Raw genomic sequence first — 18029 nt, forward strand, 5'->3', positions numbered from 1 at the left:
GAAAAACCACTGAGCTTGTTTTGATACACGCCCGAGAGGATTCGAACCTCTAACCGGCGGATTCGAAGTCCGACGCTCTATCCAGTTGAGCTACGGGCGCGTTTACATTGAAGATTGAAGATTTCAGATTGCTGTTTCAAAGAACCGTGTCAAAAGGAATCCTGTGTCAGGTTCCACTTGGGATTGTAGGGGGAAGGCGGGGGGTTGTCAACGAAATCATCTAATCCGGCTACTCCAGGGCAGCAAGCTTCAAGGTGAGGCTACGTGCGTTTGCAGAACGCTGGATCCTCGCGGCTAGCTGTAGGCCCTAAATCCTTCCAGGAAGCTGGATTCCGGCATGAATCTTGCGACTTTATGTATAGTAGCAACGGAAATGGATGTCTTGGTGGCTGTAATTCTGCGTGATTGGCAGAACCGCAGAGTCAGTCGCAATAAGCGGGGAGGTGGAGCACATGGCCATGTTTGCACTAACCCAACCGAATGTGATCAAGCTAAAGGCTATGAGGAATATTGGGGGCCTGGCAAGAGCCTTGAAATATAGGGCCGACTCAGGTGTTCGGGCGGACGCTGCTCAGGCTCTTGGAGAGCTCCGAAACAGGTTGGCTATACCCCCTCTCGTTGGAGCGCTCAGGGATGAGAACAGATTGGTCCGAAAGAACGCTGCTCAGGCTCTCGGCAAGATAGGGGGCAGCAGCGCGCTGGAACCTCTCGTTGAGGCCCTGAATGATGAAGATTGCTTTGTTCAAGCGAAGGCAGCGGCAGCTCTTGGAAAGATGGGAGACAGAAGGGCGATAGATCCCCTCCTTCGTTTCATTCACGATGTCAAACATGAGTATGTTCGAGAAACAGCACGTGCGGCAGTCAACGCGATAAAGATGCAACTGACATTCGTATGAACGGCTGTGCGTGAAAGTGAGCATTCCGGACCCTTGACAAATCGCCTTTTGGGTATTACAATTTTGTATGAGGTGATGCGTCAGGCAGGTTAGGAGTTAGATATTCAGCGAGACGGCGGATTTGGGATTCGGGGTCCCGCTGAGCTGGCGAGATTTGCCTGGTTGGCAGAATGGTGGAATTGGTAGCCACAATTCTGAGGGGGGTGAGCGTATGGCCTTATTCGCGCCAATCGAGCCCAATGTGGTTAGGCTAAAAGCTGCGAGGAATGTGAAGGCTCTGATAAAAGCCTTGAAGTACGTGAATAGCTCGGATGTCAGAAAGGGTGCAGCAGCTGGATTGGGAGAGCTGAAGGACGAGACAGCGGTAGATCCTCTTATTGAAGCGCTTAAGGATGAAGACAAATATGTTCGAAAGAATGCGGCGGAGGCTCTCGGCAAGATAGGGGACAGAAGAGCAATGGAGCCTCTCATTGAAGCCCTGGAGGACGAAGACTGGTTTGTTCAAGAGAAGGCGGCAGCAGCGCTTGGAAAGATAGGAGACAAAAGAGCAGTAGATCCTCTCCTTCGGTTCATTCGAGATTTAAAACATGAGCATTTCAGGGGGACTGCACGTGCCGCGCTGCATTTGATAAAGCTCAGGCAGCAACTCCGATAAATAGCTGTAGGTTATAAATGGGTTCTGTTTCTGGTTCGGGGCTTTCAGTGTTGATGGCTGGCAGGGCTGAATCTAACATAGAATCAAATTCCAAATCTCGAATTCCAAGTTCCAAATAAATCCCAAACTCCAAATCCCGAATCACAAACTTGAACCATCATTTGTTTGTAGTTTGGTCCTTGGTCATTCGAATTTGTTTATGATTTGGAGTTTGGTTATTGGAATTTGTTTGTGATGGTCTTGTATGTTCGGAATGCTTCGGATATAATAGAAACTCAGGGGAATGTCCTTAACGAGTCGGGGTCATCTCTCTTGAGTAATCGCTGTCTGATGCAAATAGCTGGTCAACCAAAAGGGGCATGATATGATTCCGCAGGCACGGTATGGGGGAGAAGAAGGCCAGGATGTTATTGTACGTATCAGAACCATCATCGGAGTAGCATTAGTAATTGTTGGATGCATGATGGCTTTTTGGGCATTCGCGAGTGTTTATAAGATATTCACGAATCCTCAGGAGATCGGGGCCTTCAAACAGATTGCGCCAGAGAACCCCGAATTTAGAGAGCTGGATATAGAAGGAAAAAAGGTGGTAATACCAGAAGGCCTCTTCCATTTCATGGCATATGTTATTGCATGTTTCTTGCTACTCATAGCAGGAGTCATTGGTGCGAGTTTGGTTACAGGCGGCGCGAACTTGCTGCAAAGCAGCTTCAGGAGACTGGAAGCGAAAGTCGACAAGAAGATGGATAAGCTGAAGAATAAGATGGAGGAAATAGGAGAGCTGATTGAGAAGAAAACGGGCGCCGAATAATACAACCACAGACTTTGTGTAGAATCGAAGGAGAGCCATGCCGCTTCCTGGTGGCAGGATTCTTTTGTCGTTGTTACCCTGAGTAGTTAGTCTTTGACACTGCCTGTTTCATTGCATACAATCTTGCCTGATTGTCGGAATTGGCGTTAGGGTATGGTGTGAAATTGTTCGTGTACAGTGGAGGCAAAACATCACGTTGACAGGGCTGCATTTTCTTCTGAGCTATATGTGCAATCTGGAGTGTGATCACTGTTTTGTGTACAGTGCCCCAAGTGCCAAAGGCACCTTCACGCTGAAGCAAATACGCGATGTTCTTGGTGAAGCAGTTAAGATTGGGACAATAGAGTGGATATACTTCGAAGGTGGGGAGCCGTTCTTATTCTACCCCATAATGGTTGAAGGCATCAAGCTCTCTCGGGACATGGGATTCAAAACTGGTGTTGTGACTAACGCCTATTATGCAACCTCCAAGGAAGATGCAGAGATCTGGCTGAAACCTCTTTGTGAAATGGGAATATCTGCTCTCAGCGTGAGTGACGATTCATATCACAGTGAAGACGAAAAAGACAATGCTGCCAAACGAGTTTCAGCTGCGGCAAAAAGGTTGGGCATGCCCGTGAATTCGATTTGCATTGAGAAACCTACGGTTGAAACAACTACGGAGAAGGAGGAAGATAAGGGAGCACCGGTCATCGGAGGTGGTGCGAAGTTCAGAGGAAGAGCAGTTGAGAAACTGCTGGAGGGACTTCCCAGAAGGCGGTGGGAGGAATTCACAGAGTGTCCGGATGAAGACCTAAAGGAACCCAAAAGAGTGCATCTCGACTCATACGGTAATGTTCATCTGTGTCAGGGACTGAGTATGGGTAATATGTGGAAGACTCCCCTGTCAGTGTTAGTGAAAAACTATGATGCTGATTCACACCCAATATGCGGCCCCTTGGTGAGAGGTGGGCCTGCACTTCTGGCTAAGGAGTGTGGTATCGACCACCATGACGAGTATGTTGATGCCTGCCATCTCTGCTATCTCACTCGCCTGGCCATGATAGATAAGTTTCCAGAATACCTTGCACCGAGACAAGTATATGGGCTTGAATAGCTTTCACAAAGGAGGTTCTGGGGTTCAATGTTGAACATTTGAACAATTGAACACTTGAACGGGAGTTGTAGGGAGGAATCAGGGGAGGTTCTAGGGTTCAATGTTGAACATTTGAACTCTTGAGCATTTGAACGGGGGGGAGGAGAAAGGTTATGAGGGGAATAAAAGGGAGGGTGACAATATTGAGTGACGAGGGGCGAAGAACGAAGTACAAAGTGAATAGGATGTGCAGATGAGAAGGACCGTATGTATCGCGGTAGCTCTTTTTCTGATGTTTGTTTCGGACGGTCATGTTTTTTCTTATGAGGGCCGGAAGGAACAAGGAAATCTTGTTATCGAAGGGATTCCTGGGATTCCACAAAGGATTATAGAACGGAGTTTTCAGTATCAGAACACTCGCTCGGCCTCTGTGCGTGATTGGAATCCTACCGGCGGTGGCATGCTGATTTCTGCGCGCTTTGGCGAAACAAGCCAGTTTCACTACATAGAGAAACCAGGCGGTGCGCGGAGGCAGATCACATTCTTTTCAGATCCGGTCGGCGGCGCTGCGATGTGTCCGGATCCTTCCAGACAGGGATTTCTTTACACCAAGGACGTGGGAGGAAAAGAGCTCTATCAGATCTTCTATTTCGATCTCGACAATGGGAAATACACGATGCTGACAGATGGCACATCCAAGAACGGGGGGATGCGCTGGTCCAATAAAGGGGACAGATTCGTCTACCGCAGCACGAAACGGAATGGCCGTGATTGGGACCTGTACCTGAGCAGTATGAATAGCCCGCACAAGGCGAAACTAATCTTTGAAGGCGAAGGGTGGTGGAGTGCGGGAGATTGGTCGCCGGATGACAAGCTTTTGCTAATCCACAAATATGTCTCGGTTAACGAGTCTTACTACTACATACTTGATATCGCATCCGGCAGGATCAGACAGATCAACCCAACTGACGAGAAAGTTGCGTATGGATCCGCTCGTTGGGCAAAGAATGGCAAGGGGATTTTCATTACATCGGATGAAGGGAGTGAATTCCGGCAGTTGCAGTGCTATGACCTTGGTACGAATGAGGTTAGCGATTTGACAGCAGAGATTCCCTGGGATGTAAAGGCAATTGAGATGTCCCGAGAGCGAGACAAGCTGGCATTCTCAACGAACGAGGGTGGTATCACCAAGCTCTATCTCCTCGATACGAGTACTAAGAAATACAAGCAGATTCCGGGCATTCCCCTTGGACAGGTCTATGCGTTAAACTTTCATCCTGATGGGATTCGATTGGCGTTAGTCATCAACACGCCCCAGAGACCAGGTGATATCTATGTACTTCATCTTGAAGACAATTCGCTTGTCCGTTGGACGCACAGTGAGGTTGGTGGGCTCAACACAGATTCATTTGTGGTGCCCAAGTTGGTCCATTATGAGACGTTCGACAAGGTTGATGGCAAGTCTCGTATGATTCCAACGTTTTACTACAAACCACAGAAGGGGAAGGGCCCGTACCCTGTCGTCGTTAGCATACATGGAGGACCTGAAGGCCAATACGTTCCATACTTCTCTCCCACAGCGCAGTACTATGTTAACGAGTTAGGGGTAGCCGTGCTTGCCCCGAATGTACGTGGTTCTTCCGGCTACGGAAAGAACTTTCTCAAGCTCGACAATGCCTACAAGCGAGAAAATTCCGTCAAAGACATCGGCAAACTCCTGGATTGGATTGAAGATCAGCCGGAGCTTGATGCTTCACGAGTCGCGGTTGTCGGCGGTTCTTACGGAGGATATATGGTTCTTGCTTCCATGACTCACTATGATGGCCGGATCAAATGCGGCATAGATGTCTTCGGGATCAGTAACTTCGTGACGTTCCTTGAACGCACCGGTGAGTACAGGCGGGACCTCCGGAGAGTCGAATATGGGGATGAACGGGATCCCCAGATGCGCGAATTCTTGGTAGGCATCTCACCAACAACGAATGCTCACAGGATAACCAAACCAATGTTCATTGTGCAGGGTCTGAACGATCCGAGGGTGCCAGTAACCGAATCAGAGCAAATCGTTTCGGCCATCCGGAAGAATGGAGGCGTCGTGTGGTATCTGCTGGCCAAGGATGAGGGGCACGGATTCAGCAAAAAGAGTAACCGCGATTACTACAAGAATGCCGTTTTCCTGTTTCTTGAGAAATATCTGTTGCAATAAGAGACGGCACAGAAGAGTCGACAAACGTGGAACCTAGGTCTTTCTCGAATTCCATCTGTGTGGCTGTGCGCTATGCAGGTGTTCGGAAGAAAGAAAGACCAAAAGGTCTAGACTAGAGCGATCAAGCTCTGGCAAGGGGGACTATTGGAACGTACGCATTCTGGATGTAGGAAGAAGGAGTACAAAAATGGCAGAAAGGATGCACGAATGCGTGTTTTGCAAGGATATTGCCGCAAGATTTGAAAGAAAACGCCCCCAGTGGATAGCTGACTTGCAGGTTTCAACCGCAATTGTGTGTAGCAATCAAATATGTCGAGGTTATACCATTCTCATTTACAATAAGGCGCATCATACAGAACTATTTCAGCTCGAGAGGGAGAACCAGGTAGCATACATGGAAGACTTAAGCAAAGTAGCAAGGGCCATATATGATGTTTATCGTCCCCATAAGATGAACTATGAACTCTTGGGCAATGTTGTGCCTCATTTGCACTGGCATATTATTCCTCGTCGAGAAGCAGATCCGATTGAACTGCATTGGCCCATCTGGGGCAAAGATTACACTGAAGTCAGGCTGGCAGACAGCGAGTACCGTGAGATAGTCAGGCAGATAAGAGCACATCTTTTGTAAATGGGAAATGCCAATGGAACAGAGGATGAAGGGATGAATAAATTCGGCGGATATGACGACCCGTTATTTGCTGAGCTTTACGACTTCACACCTCCTTATAACGCGCGGCCGGACATAGATTTCTATCTAAACCTTGCAGGTTCTATAGAAGGCAAGATTCTGGAACTGGGCTGCGGCACGGGAAGGATACTGATACCCTCCGCGGTGGCAGGCTGCCGAATCGTCGGGCTAGACAATTCTGAGTTCATGGTGGCAAGGTGCCGTGAAAAGCTGCAAAGCCAGCCCAAGGAAGTACAGGGGCGCGTTCAGCTTGTTAACGGCAGTATGACCGACTTCGAATTGGGGAAAATGTTTGCACTAGTGACAGCACCTTTCCGGGCTTTTCAGCACCTCATTTCCATCGAGGAGCAGCTTAGTTGTCTGCGTTGCGTGAATCGTCATTTGCGGGTAGGTGGGAGACTTGTCTTTGATGTCTTTCAAGTCGACCCTTCAAGGATAGACAACCCAGCATATACAAAGGAGACTGAGGAGTTTGCAGAGGTAATACTGTCTGATGGCAGAAGCTTCCGTCGCTCCCACCGAACTATTGCTTTTCACAGAGCTGAACAATACAACGACATTGAATTGATTTTTTATGTGACCCATCCTGACGGGCGAACTGAGCGATTGGTTCAGGCGTTTCCCTTTCGATACTTCTTTCGGTACGAAGTGGAGCACCTTTTGGCACGAGCAGGTTTCGAGGTGATCCAGTTGTTCGGGAATTTTGATAAGTCGGAACTTACAAATGATTCCAACGATATGATTTTTGTTGCGAAGAAATGTGAGAGTACACTATGAGAAATAACTTCCAATCACCAAATCCCAAATCACAAACAAATTCCAAGCTCTAAATCGCAAATCACAAACTTGAACCGTCACTTGTTTGCAATTTGGTGCTTGGTCATTGTGATTTGTCTGTGATTTGGAGTTTGGTTATTGTGATTTGCTTGTAATTTGGGAATAGAATTTCTTCGGGGCAAGCTCTTTGAATTCCCTGGGTTGCTGAATGAGGTGTTTGCGAATGTCTGTGCAGAGATGGCATTTAGAAATGTAACCCTCTGGTAATTCTCTGTAACCAGATTTTGTCCCGAGTTCAAAAAGTCCTTCCATTTTTGTCATGAGGGCTTCCAAGACCGGATAGTTACGCAAATCTATCCCCTGACAGAGTAAGCTCAGATCATGCGCATCACCCAGGGAAATGCCTCCACAATATCCGGTCATGTAGTTGCCGTAATTGTCAACGTGAACATGCCAGTCGCGCTCCAGCTCTTGTCGACAGGATTCAGCAAAGAAATGCCTTGCCGGGTATTTTTTGAACAGATGTCCAAGCTTGTATAGCAATCTCCCCGTCGGGAGTAACTCAGCATAGTATAGGCCTTCCAGACCTGCCTTATCCAGATATCTTTCAAAGGGGAGGGTATTCTTGATACCGAGCTTGCTGAACTGGTGATAAAAGAAATCTTGGTAAACCAATGTATTATTTCCAAACATCTCCATACTGATACGCAGAGCTCTCTCTGTTCTTTCAAAGGGGACGTGCTCAAGAATGAAGGGATTGACGCTTATCAGTATACCATTCAGGCCATTGCCTTTTAACTGCGCGAGTTTGTTCCTGGTCACTTCGTCGCTCGTGCACCAGTGACAGTTGGTCTCCACGAAAGTTGAAGGGATTTGCAGTCCACAAGCGATTTTTGTGCATTCTAGCAAGAGACCAAAGTTCAGGAATGGTTCACCGCCTGTGAAGTGAAGCCCATAGTTTACGCCGACTTTGTTTGGGCCGTAGGGGCTGGGCTTAATCTTGCCTGATAGTTGAGTTAGAATCTTTTCTGCATCTTCTCTGGAAATCCAGTCAGCATCCCATTTCGGTGACCCGGCATACATACAGTGCTTGCACTCGCTGGTACATTTGTATGAAAGTAGCAGACCTCCAGAGATCGGCTCAGGTATTGACAATGTTTTCACCGGGGTGCCTTTTTGCCGAGGCTTGGTATGTTCCTGAGAGCTGGCTTGCTTCCTTGGGTCTTTGGCCTGTTTCAGTTTCATGTCTAACACTCTACTGAGTCAGGACCCATCTTGTGGAGTGACTAATTTACGTCTCCCTCTACTATTATCATACCGTAATCGCTGCAAATGTCAATAGACACCATGACGCAAAGTACGAAGTACGAGATGCGAAGTACGCAGTGTTGTGAGACAAAAATGTGTAATGCCAACTGTGAAAGCCTGAGTTAAGTTCTCCTGCTGGGCTTCACAGATTGAGAGGTGACTGCCCAGAGTTTTCTATGATTGTGAGTTGACTTTTGTGGTATTTTGGACAAAATTGTGGCAAACAACAAGGATGGTAATGTCCTGCGCGCTATGTGCAGTCGAGGCAACGCAAAGAACTAGCGTACAGAAAAGCAGTGGCACATTAACCATTCTCCTCATAGCTGCCGTACCTCCATCTTGGGTTTTAGGTGGTTATGGCTCGCCTTTAGCCGGGGGTCCTGTCTAAATTGACGATTCCTATCTAGTAGAATATAGCCACTGGTAGGGAGAAATGTCAGGCGACAACTGGCAGAGCATTGTCCGTGCTAGGCAGGCACGACACTTTAACGTGTCAAGGTATGTTTTTCTCGAGCCAGGGGACGGCGATGGCCAACAGAGAGTCGATTTGGGGTGTCACACCCGGGAAAAGGTGCTCTGCACGTTCGAGCATTATTTCCTTGGGCTCAAGGGCAGTTTCTGCGAGCTTTCTCGCAGACTCTATAGGTATCAATTCGTCGTCTTCTGCAATGACAAACAGGCACGGTGTGGGGGATATCTTCTTGACATACTTAAGCGGCTCGAAAGGTGAATAGTAAATCCTCGCTGCATATCTGATGAGCCTCTTGAAGAATCGATTGACTTCAAATTGATTGGCGGCAATCAGGCCGACATCACCTCCACCTTGTATCATGACCACTGCCTTCACCCTGGGGTTGTTGGCTGCCACTGGTGGTGCAAGTATGGCCCCCAAGCTTGTGGCCATGACAGCGATCCTGGTGCTGTCAATATCGTCCCTTGAATAAATGTACTCTATCGTCCGCCTTATGTCGAGAATGGCTTCGTGCGCTGCTCTCCTTCCCTGAAGGAAGATCAGTATCTTGTTGCTCGTGCTGCCTGAGTATCTGTAGTCCATGGTGAGAGCAGCGAACCCAACTTCCCACCACGAGTCATCAATATAATCTATCACCTCTTTTCCCGGGCCTAACCCGTTGAAAAAGACGATAGCAGGGTAGGGAGGATGGGTCTTGGGGAGTTTCAGGTAGCAATTGATGTTTTCGTTGTCCAGGCTGTTTAAGACGACACTGTACAACTCATAAGTCTCGCCGGTTCGTCTGTGTTCCACCTTCGGATAGAACGGAACGGTCCCCTCATATCTGGAATAGTCTACATAGGGAATCTTGATGGTAAGCAGAGTCGTGACGAAGAGCAGGAGCAGAAGTGACCCCACAACAATGATTGACAGTCTTACCTTTCTTATTACTCCAATTTTCATATTGTCCGAACCTATCAGTGTTGCCTGGTAGCTGTATAGATGTGGTACTCGACCTCTTTCCCCATTTCTGTGGTGCTTATCGTATGAACCGAGGCATTTTTGAATACGCGTCTCAGTCTATCCTCGAACAGGTTTGCTCTGCTTGATGACCAGATTCCCAGACAGCCGCCGGACTTCAGCACATTCTTAATCTGATTCAGTCCAGACTCCTCGTACAATACTCTATTTTCTTCCCAGACCAGCCAGTCGGGTCCATTATCCAGGTCAAGGCACATAGAATCATAGGCTATTCTGGTGTTCCTTATGAAGCTCAAGAAATCGCCAACCGCAATACTGACTCTTGGGTCTTCAATGGACCTGCCGTTGTAGGGCCCAAAGTAAGTCTTGCACCAGTCTACTATCGTCTTCTCTTTCTCCACTACCGTCACGGAACAAACCTCTTTGTATTCCAGTACTGCCCCAAGAGTGTATCCTATTCCCAGACCGCCAATGAGAACATGAAGTGGTCGCCTCAAAGTCAGAACGGGATAGACTGCCAGCCTTGCAAGAGCCCTCTCAGAATCACGATTGTATGTGGAAAAGAGGAACGTGCCATTAACCACCACCTCGAAGTGCAAATTGCCCTGTGGACTGGTGAGCTGGCGCAGGGCGATCTCGCCATCCTCAGTCACGCTCCTGTGGAGAGTTATTCGGGTCTCGCTCACTGGAATGAAAGGGATGGTTCTAGCGACCTATTCCCGGTTTGGGCATCTTCTCAGGCTCCTCGCTGATTGACGTCTTTGCGCCGGATTCCCCGTAGCCTGTGATTTCCATGGTCATCCCAGCCTGAACCAGCTTCGCAATACCAAAGAATGGTATTGCTTCATTTGTCCAGAGGTCTGTTTGCCCCTCCTGGTTCTTGATTCTAAGGTGCGTGCATTTGATCTTTCCTGCTGGTGTAGTTATCGTCTCTTTTCCTACGGTAAAGAGGTTTTCTTCTTCGGAGACAACTTCTGCCTCGTTGGATTCTCTGACTCTGGAAGGAGGCGTGCCAGCGCCGTGCGAGGTGCCGACAGGGAGCTCAACAGCAGGTTCATCTCCGCTCTTGATGATAAGTCTCTTGAGATGTCCTGGCTCATCCGGGTCACCGGAGACCAACATTTTCACCATATTTGTCTGCTTGCCTTCGGTCGTTTGAAACTCGTACCAGTAGCAATCGGTCTTTCCACACTTCTCCTTCCCGGTAAGAGAGTATTTGAAAACAACGGTATCTCCCTCTTCGGTGCTTATGGACCAGTACTGTGACCAGGAGCCGACAGATGGCATCTTGAATTCAGTTGGCATGTAAGGCATGCGTGTCGTGGGGATCTGAGCCGACGCTGAAAGGACGATCAGAAAAGGTACAAAGGCAAGTAACGCATGCTTTCTCATACCTACCTCCTTGGGGATTACCAGAGGAGTTCTACACTTGCGCACAAAGACTACGCGAACAGAGTGACCCTGTCAAGGAAGGAAAACAGCCTTCTGGTCTTCTCCACCAGGGGGAACAAAGACCCCGTCGGTGGAGTCAAAGGGCGTGGTGACGCTCTGAACACGTCTGTACAGGCCATCACTGAAGTCCGGACCCCCACCAAGAGAAGGAGGACCCTGGCTTTCGCTTACTGTGGGATTTGGGAAGTAGCAGTATCCGGATGAGGGCTACTTATTTTCCTTGGACATTTTTCTTTTCAGGCTTTCTATCTCCGATACAACCATGTCCTTCCATTCGATGTCAGGATATCTGGATAAGAGATACTGGTAGGCTGACATGGCTAATTCGTGCTGGTTCCTCTCACCAAATACTGTTGCACACTTAAGAACGCCCTTTGATGCTACGGTGCTGTCCGGGAATTTCTTTATCAATTGTTGATACATCTGAAGCGCCTCCTCCACTCTTCCCTTCCTGTATAGAGCGCCAGCAAGACCGTAAAGGTCATCCGGCCCCAAGGGCAGCGGAATATTGCGCACTTTCATCTCATAGTATGTGTTCAAAGCGGCTTCTTGTTCGCCTTTCTTGAGCGACAATTGAATTACCTTGGTGAATGCGTCCGCTGCCTTGTCCGGGTTGTTGATAGTAGTGTGGATGTTTGCCATTTCTCTATAGGCGTCTACATTTTCTGGTTGTTGAGAAGTTAATTGCTCCAGGAGCTCCACGGCCTTCTCAAAATTCCCCTTTTCTCTTTCTTTGAAGGCCCGGTCCATCAGAGGAGAAACCTTGACCGCTTCAATTCCCTCTTCCAGTTTTGGGGTTATGTACTTCTCCTCAATCCCTTTTGCTTTAAATGCCACTGCCGTTCCGATACCTGCCACGAATCCACCCACGTGTGCCCAATATGCGGTTCCTGTCGCACGGCCAAAACTGACGACCCCGTAGAACAAATCGAATAAGAGATAGAGCCCCATGGCTACCCACGCTGGAACCAGAACAGTTCCCATAAGGGCAGGGTGTGGGTACAGGAAGTAAAAGAACTTTATTTTCGTCTTGTAGTTTCTAATCATAAATGCGCCCATGACTCCGGCAATTGCGCCGGATGCGCCAATAGTGGGGACTTCAGAGCCGAAGTTTATCAGGCTGTGTAAAAAAGTGGCCACAATGCCCGCTGCAAAGAAAAACAACAGAAAATTCCGTCTCCCCCAGATGTCTTCGATATTGCACCCCAGAAGCCACAGAAACCACATGTTACCAAGGAAATGAACAACTCCACCGTGCACAAGGACTGAGGTGAAGAGAGTATGGACTCTCCAGAATTTAGAAGGGATGAACCCAAGAACGTGGAAGATGGTACTTGTAGATTTTTTTCGGTATTCAGAGTCCACCTCTTCCCAGATTTTGTATTCTCTGCTGTCTTTGTCAATGATCTCACCAGCTCTCATTCTCTCCTCAAACTTGTCGTACGCCTCTTTGCTGGATATTGCACCGAGGCCTTCGTCAAACATGTACTTGCTCTCTATCCCAAACTTCTTCATCCACAGTTCAAGGATCTCTCTCCTTTGAAGGGCCATGACGGTATTGGTGACGATAAGCAGAAGTAGACAGATTATCGTGATTGTGGCGGTCACAATAGGCCATCTCTGGACCGTCTTTTTTTCAGTTGAGAGGGGAAAAAACATGTTTCCTTCGCGACGTTCTTCTGTTGGGCCTCGAGTTCTGTTCTCGGAGCCTAGAGGAGCCTGCTGAGCATGTTTGCCTTTCTACTTCTTATACTGCAACTGATAGAGCCTGTAGTAGATGCCTCTTTTCTTCAGCAATTCCTGATGTGTACCCTCTTCTACAATCTCGCCCTTGTGCAGCACAATTATTCTGTTTACCCTCTGAATTGTAGAGAGCCTATGGGCAATTATAATCGAAGTTCTTCCTTTCATCAAGCGTTGAAGTGCATCCTGTATTAGAACCTCAGTCTCAGTGTCAATGTTTGAAGTTGCTTCATCCAACACAAGTATTGAGGGATCGAAAGCGAGAGCCCTGGCGAAAGAGAGGAGTTGTCTTTGACCGGCTGAGAGTGTGACGCCTCTCTCTTTCACCTCCGCCGAGTAGCCGCCATCGAGCTTCTTGATGAAGCCTGAGGCATTCGCGTACTCGGTTGCTCTTCTGACCTTCTCGTCGCTGATGGAGCTGTTGCCAAGCCGGACATTCCCTTGTATGTCTCCGGCAAAGAGGAAGACGTCCTGCATGACAAGACCAATGTTGGAACGCAAGTCCGATTTTCGCATTTTTCTTATGTCTACACCGTCTATCAATATGGTTCCCTTCTTGACTTCATAGAAGCGCTCCAGCAGATTGATTATGGATGTCTTGCCTGCCCCGGTGGCGCCTACTATGGCCACGCTTTCCCCCGGCCTTACCTCAAAGGTAACATCCCTGAGCACGTATTCTGTGTCATAAGAGAACCAGACGTTTTTGAACTCTACTTTGCCATCAATTTTCCCCAATTCGACAGGTTCACCAGGCTCAAGGATGGTATTTTTGGTATCCATAAGAAGGAAGATGCGCTCAGATGAGGCCATCGCCGCCTGGAGGGTGTTGAACTTCTCGCTCAGGTCTCTTATCGGTCTGAAGAACATCTGGACGTAAGAGAGAAACGCGACGAGAGTTCCCAGGCTTATTGCCTCCATTATCACCTGACCGCCGCCATACCAGATGATGAGCGCCACGGCTGAAGCACTTATTATCTCTATGAGCGGCCTGAATGTGGCAAAGATCACTATCTGCCTCATGTTCGCAAGGAAGTAGTCATGGTTTATCCTGGAGAATCTCTTATAGTTTTCCTTCTCCCTTACAAACATCTGGACTACTCTCATCCCTGAGATATTTTCTTGCAGGGAGACGTTGATCTTGGCTAGCCTGAGTCTCACCGACCTGAAGGCGTCTCTTGCCTTTATTCTGAAGTACATAGTCACATAGACTATTAGTGGTATGAGAGTGAAGGATACGAGGGCAAGCCGTACGTTCAACCTGAGCAGGATTATCACTATGCCAACAAGCATGAAGATGTCTTTGAAGAAGGTGATAAGAACAGAACTGAACATCTCACTCAGGACCTCGACATCATTGCTCACTCTTGTAACGAGTCTGCCCACGGGATTCTTGTCAAAGAAAGAGACAGATAATGTCTGGAGGTGGGAGAAAAGCCTCATTCTGAGATCGAACATGAACTTCTGGCCCGTATATTGAATAAGATAGACCTGGCTGAAGTTGGATAGGAAACTGAGGATTAGTATTCCCAGGAAGAGCATCGCCATGAACCGCACGCCTTTGAGGTCACTGCTTCTTAAGACCCAAAGCTCTTTTCCAGGGATTTTTGACATGTCGTCCAGGGCTATGTACCTGTATCCTTCCGCTGTGTGGAAGAGGTCGGAATGTTCTTCGATGATCGCAAGGATATCGCCCTTTGTCTCGTTTTCGGAAAGCATGTAGTATCTCTTCGGCATCAAATAGTCGTCCCGCTCCAACCGTTTGAGGTCTCGACGGTCATAATCCTTGAAAGATGTGGATTGAACCATGTATCTGTTTCCTTCTATTTTTATGAGCGTCCCGGAATAGTCTGTAAGTATCTTCTTTTCAAGTTCTGAATCCCGACCTGCAAGCGTCAACATTCTCGCATAGGGGATGATATACCGGTCTATGGTTACCTTGCTGATGTACGGAAGCGAAAGGTCAAAAGCTGTGGCAAAGAGAAGCAGAAGTACGGCAAATGCTATCAGCCGTTTGTATGGTTTGGTGTAGCCGAGTAGCCTTTTCATCAACCGGGCGTCGTATGGCTTGTGAAGCTCTTCTTCTTCCTGGAAGAATTCAGACAACTACTATCTCCTCGTGGTTGATTGTTCCAGTTCCTCCTCAAGTAGCTGCATGTAGTACATCTCAGAGTAGATGCCTTCATTTTTCAGAAGCTCATCGTGTGTTCCCTGCTCAACTATCTTTCCTTCATCGAGGACGATTATCTTATGCGCGTCTTTGACCGTTGAGATCCTGTGAGAGATGATGATGGTAGTCCTTCCTTCCCTCTTCTTCTTCAATGAGTGAAGTATGGCATCTTCTGTGTCCGTGTCCACTGATGAGAAGGCATCGTCCAGGATGAGTATCTCAGGATCCAGGAGCAACGCCCTCGCTATAGCAACTCTCTGTCTCTGACCTCCGGATAAGGTGACACCCCGTTCTCCGACCAGAGTATCCAGTCCCTGCGGAAAATCCTCCAGGTCCTTGTTCAACTGCGCGGCTGAGGTGATCTCTTCTATTTCCTCTTCTGGAACATTGGCATTCCCGAAGGTGATGTTCTCTCTCAGTGTATCCGAGAAAAGGAATGTGTCCTGGGGAACGCATCCGACGCTTCTTCTGAGGGCTTTGAGTGGGTACCTTTTCAGACTGTGTCCTCCAATAGTTATCTCTCCTTGCTGGACGTCAAAGAGTCTGGGTATGAGATTTGCCAGGGTGCTCTTTCCGGTTCCTGTTCTACCCACTAGCCCGAGGGTCTCTCCCTGTTTGACCTTCAGCGATACGTTGGTGAGGATTGGACCAGAACCGTTGTAGGAAAAGGTCACATTCTTGAACTCTATGTCTCCTTTTACGGATTCCGTCTCGATCAGGTCTTCGCCGTCTTTTATGTCCGGCTTAGTGTCCAGAATTTTGTTTATCCGGCCCAGGGAGGCTGCGCCTCTCTGTAGCATATTTATCACCCAACCGATAGCCATCATCGGCCAGATTAGAATCCCCAGATAGCTGGTGAAAGCTACGAAGTCTCCCATTGAAATCTCAGTGAGAATTACCTTTCCACCACCAAACAGGAGCACAATCGCAGAGCTCACGTGTGCGAAGAACATTATGGTTGGGAAGAACATCCCCCACACCTTCACCAGGTTCATGTTATCCTGTACATAGAGAGAAGAGATCTCCGAGAACTTGTCTGTCTCGCTTTTTTCCTGTACGTATGACTTTACCACTCGGATACCTGAAAAGTTCTCTCTCGCCCTTTCCATGAGAAGAGCAAAAGTGGCCTGGACTCCCTCAAATCGCTTGTGGAGCATCTTTCCAAAGAAGAGTACGGTCACGATGAGAAAAGGAGCTATGGATAAGGCCATGAGGGTCAGCCTGACATTTATGGCAAACATGAATGCAAGGGCAGCGCTTCCCAGTACTACTGAGTCGGTTGCAGCGACCAAGCCGATTCCAGAAGCCATCCTTACGGCATTCATGTCATTGGTCGCGTGCGCCATAAGGTCGCCCGTCTTGGTGTTGTTGAAGAACTTGAACGAGAGTGTCTGTATGTGCGAGAAGAGTCGGTTTCTGAGTTTCTCCTCGATCTTTCTGGAGTTTCCAATTATGAAGTATCTCCAGAAGAATCTGATGAAGTTCATGCTGACAGAGATGGCCACAATATAAAGGGCGTATCTGAGCAAACCAAATGGATTGACTCTGCCTTCGGTCAAGTCGTCAACGGCCCATTTTATTATCCTGGGGATTATGAGCTGGAGAGCATCCACCAAAAGGAGGCTGAGGAATCCGGCCAGCAAGCGCCATCTGGCTTCGAAGAAGTAGCTTTTTAGTGTGAGAAACGCCTTCATAATTTCTGGCGGGTAATTATAGATGCAAAGAGCATCGGGCACAAGCAAAAACGGAACTTCACCCCTGCGGAGTCCAACCTTTGCAACCACAGATTTCACAAGATTTCTCATTGTCTGGTCTGGCTATAAGGTGTTATTTTCGATTTTCCATTTTCGTGTTTCGTGTCATCGAATCTCGTGTAATCTCGTGGTTCCGTGGTTTTATGGTCTTGACAGTTGAAGGTGAGGCTTGTAGACTAACTCAACGCATGAGGTTCGACAGACTGCACAATGAAGATCAGGAGATCGACGATCTCTTGGGGTGTCTTGTGGATAGAACTAGCTCTCTTCTTGGTGACCGGGTTGGTGCGATATACATAACTGGAAGCCTAGCCTATGGTGATTTCGTCCCGGGCAGAAGTGACATAGATGGCTTCTGCTTCTTTAGGGAAGGTGCTTCCGCAGAGGATTTGACAAAGTATGATGATATGATTTCAAACCTTGGGAAGATCCATCCGACATACGAGGGGAAGATTCTTGATCATCCAATCAGTATGTCCTCTCTTCAGGACAGGAAGAAACTGGAGGAGGATCTGGGATTTGTTAACCTGACTTCATTGATTCAAAGCGGCAAGCTTATATATGGCAGAGAGATTATCATGTCAGTGCAGCCGCCAACAAGATGGGAACTTGATACATACATGGCCCAGGATATCGCTAAGATCTTGAGGAAGAGAGAGGCCGGGATCCCCTGTGATATTGAGGAAGATGAAGAATCTATCAAGGAGTATTCTCAGAATCCTGAACTCGTACTCGACTGGCTCCTGTATCCTGCCAGGGTCCTTTACACAATGAAGACCGGTCGAGTAGGTTCAAAGAAGACTGCTGTCCACCAGTATTGCCTGTCACATGATGATAGGTTCAAGATGTGGCTTGAGCAAGCCCTCGAATACAGAAGCCAGAAGACAGAAGTCATTCCTGAGCATCAAGTCAAGGCCATTATGGAAGTTGCGATTGACTTCTTCTGGCATCTGGTGAATCTTGTTCAGGCCAAAATGGGGTTGGTGAGAAAGGGTGAGGAGCAAGTCTGTACTCCCGCCGATGCTGTAAACAGATTTCGCAGGCTGCTGGATGTAGCCTGAT

At 48.1% G+C, this 18029-nt stretch carries 16 protein-coding genes and 1 tRNA gene; 9 read left to right on the forward strand and 8 right to left on the reverse strand.

The genetic code is table 11. The features are described from left to right. Positions 1–26 precede the first annotated feature (26 nt). A tRNA-Arg gene (locus E3J62_03225) sits at positions 27–100 on the reverse strand. A gap of 352 nt (positions 101–452) precedes the next feature. On the opposite strand from E3J62_03225, the gene E3J62_03230 reads away from it, so the two are divergent. The 7 genes from E3J62_03230 to E3J62_03260 all read left to right on the forward strand — a co-directional run bounded on the left by E3J62_03230 (position 453) and on the right by E3J62_03260 (position 7111). Beyond that, a complete protein-coding gene (locus tag E3J62_03230; GenBank protein ID TET46632.1) occupies positions 453–896 on the forward strand; it encodes a HEAT repeat domain-containing protein in 444 nt (147 codons plus the stop codon). Between the two features lie 211 nt (positions 897–1107). Further along, the gene (locus E3J62_03235; protein ID TET46633.1) at positions 1108–1551 is read left to right on the forward strand and encodes a HEAT repeat domain-containing protein; all 444 of its coding nucleotides are present in this window, start codon (positions 1108–1110) and stop codon (positions 1549–1551) included. 364 nt (positions 1552–1915) lie between these two features. Beyond that, positions 1916–2362: a hypothetical protein gene (locus E3J62_03240; protein ID TET46634.1), complete on the forward strand. Its 447-nt coding sequence runs from the start codon at positions 1916–1918 to the stop codon at positions 2360–2362. Between the two features lie 196 nt (positions 2363–2558). Further along, complete coding sequence (locus tag E3J62_03245; GenBank protein TET46635.1) at positions 2559–3458, forward strand: radical SAM protein; 900 nt, start codon at positions 2559–2561, stop codon at positions 3456–3458. A 271-nt stretch (positions 3459–3729) separates the two neighbouring features. Next, on the forward strand, positions 3730–5643 hold the full coding sequence (locus tag E3J62_03250) for a S9 family peptidase (GenBank protein ID TET46735.1): 1914 nt from the start codon (positions 3730–3732) through the stop codon (positions 5641–5643). A gap of 187 nt (positions 5644–5830) precedes the next feature. Continuing rightward, on the forward strand, positions 5831–6274 hold the full coding sequence (locus tag E3J62_03255) for an HIT family protein (GenBank protein ID TET46636.1): 444 nt from the start codon (positions 5831–5833) through the stop codon (positions 6272–6274). Beyond that, positions 6275–7111, forward strand: a complete 837-nt coding sequence (locus E3J62_03260) for a class I SAM-dependent methyltransferase (protein TET46637.1) — start codon at positions 6275–6277, stop codon at positions 7109–7111. Positions 7112–7246: 135 nt separating this feature from the next. On the opposite strand, the gene E3J62_03265 is transcribed toward E3J62_03260, so the two are convergent. From E3J62_03265 to E3J62_03280, 4 genes are all read right to left on the reverse strand, one after another. Continuing rightward, positions 7247–8356, reverse strand: a complete 1110-nt coding sequence (locus E3J62_03265; GenBank protein ID TET46638.1) for a radical SAM protein — start codon at positions 8354–8356, stop codon at positions 7247–7249. Positions 8357–8912: 556 nt separating this feature from the next. Then, complete coding sequence (locus E3J62_03270) at positions 8913–9833, reverse strand: hypothetical protein (protein TET46639.1); 921 nt, start codon at positions 9831–9833, stop codon at positions 8913–8915. A 14-nt stretch (positions 9834–9847) separates the two neighbouring features. Further along, the gene (locus tag E3J62_03275; protein TET46640.1) at positions 9848–10552 is read right to left on the reverse strand and encodes a spermidine synthase; all 705 of its coding nucleotides are present in this window, start codon (positions 10550–10552) and stop codon (positions 9848–9850) included. A 4-nt stretch (positions 10553–10556) separates the two neighbouring features. Then, the gene (locus tag E3J62_03280) at positions 10557–11243 is read right to left on the reverse strand and encodes a hypothetical protein (GenBank protein TET46641.1); all 687 of its coding nucleotides are present in this window, start codon (positions 11241–11243) and stop codon (positions 10557–10559) included. Here E3J62_03280 and E3J62_03285 point away from each other — a divergent pair. Next, a complete protein-coding gene (locus E3J62_03285; GenBank protein ID TET46642.1) occupies positions 11232–11507 on the forward strand; it encodes a hypothetical protein in 276 nt (91 codons plus the stop codon). The genes E3J62_03280 and E3J62_03285 overlap by 12 nt on opposite strands. Before the next feature lie 3 nt (positions 11508–11510). Here E3J62_03285 and E3J62_03290 read toward each other — a convergent pair whose 3' ends face one another. The 3 genes from E3J62_03290 to E3J62_03300 form a co-directional block, all read right to left on the reverse strand. Continuing rightward, positions 11511–12962, reverse strand: a complete 1452-nt coding sequence (locus tag E3J62_03290; GenBank protein TET46643.1) for a rhomboid family intramembrane serine protease — start codon at positions 12960–12962, stop codon at positions 11511–11513. A gap of 81 nt (positions 12963–13043) precedes the next feature. Continuing rightward, complete coding sequence (locus tag E3J62_03295) at positions 13044–15092, reverse strand: ABC transporter ATP-binding protein (protein ID TET46736.1); 2049 nt, start codon at positions 15090–15092, stop codon at positions 13044–13046. A gap of 60 nt (positions 15093–15152) precedes the next feature. Then, positions 15153–16907, reverse strand: coding sequence for an ABC transporter ATP-binding protein (locus E3J62_03300; protein TET46737.1), 1755 nt, complete (start codon positions 16905–16907; stop codon positions 15153–15155). A gap of 203 nt (positions 16908–17110) precedes the next feature. Here E3J62_03300 and E3J62_03305 point away from each other — a divergent pair, with 203 nt between their 5' ends. After that, entirely contained in the window at positions 17111–18028 is a 918-nt protein-coding gene (locus E3J62_03305) for a hypothetical protein (GenBank protein TET46644.1), read from the forward strand. Position 18029 lies beyond the last annotated feature (1 nt).

The organism is candidate division TA06 bacterium (assembly GCA_004376575.1).
In the GTDB taxonomy this organism is placed as follows: Bacteria; Hydrothermota; DG-26; order E44-bin18; family E44-bin18; genus E44-bin18.

Coding starts and splice junctions, on each gene's coding strand:
- E3J62_03240 (TET46634.1), top strand. CDS start 1,916: ATGATTCCGCAGGCACGGTATGGGGGAGAAGAAGGCCAGGATGTTATT.
- E3J62_03265 (TET46638.1), bottom strand. CDS start 8,356: ATGAAACTGAAACAGGCCAAAGACCCAAGGAAGCAAGCCAGCTCTCAG.
- E3J62_03300 (TET46737.1), bottom strand. CDS start 16,907: ATGAAGGCGTTTCTCACACTAAAAAGCTACTTCTTCGAAGCCAGATGG.
- E3J62_03305 (TET46644.1), top strand. CDS start 17,111: ATGGTCTTGACAGTTGAAGGTGAGGCTTGTAGACTAACTCAACGCATG.
- E3J62_03295 (TET46736.1), bottom strand. CDS start 15,092: ATGAAAAGGCTACTCGGCTACACCAAACCATACAAACGGCTGATAGCA.
- E3J62_03250 (TET46735.1), top strand. CDS start 3,730: ATGTTTGTTTCGGACGGTCATGTTTTTTCTTATGAGGGCCGGAAGGAA.
- E3J62_03255 (TET46636.1), top strand. CDS start 5,831: ATGGCAGAAAGGATGCACGAATGCGTGTTTTGCAAGGATATTGCCGCA.
- E3J62_03285 (TET46642.1), top strand. CDS start 11,232: ATGCTTTCTCATACCTACCTCCTTGGGGATTACCAGAGGAGTTCTACA.
- E3J62_03230 (TET46632.1), top strand. CDS start 453: ATGGCCATGTTTGCACTAACCCAACCGAATGTGATCAAGCTAAAGGCT.
- E3J62_03260 (TET46637.1), top strand. CDS start 6,275: ATGGGAAATGCCAATGGAACAGAGGATGAAGGGATGAATAAATTCGGC.
- E3J62_03280 (TET46641.1), bottom strand. CDS start 11,243: ATGAGAAAGCATGCGTTACTTGCCTTTGTACCTTTTCTGATCGTCCTT.
- E3J62_03235 (TET46633.1), top strand. CDS start 1,108: ATGGCCTTATTCGCGCCAATCGAGCCCAATGTGGTTAGGCTAAAAGCT.
- E3J62_03290 (TET46643.1), bottom strand. CDS start 12,962: ATGTTTTTTCCCCTCTCAACTGAAAAAAAGACGGTCCAGAGATGGCCT.
- E3J62_03270 (TET46639.1), bottom strand. CDS start 9,833: ATGAAAATTGGAGTAATAAGAAAGGTAAGACTGTCAATCATTGTTGTG.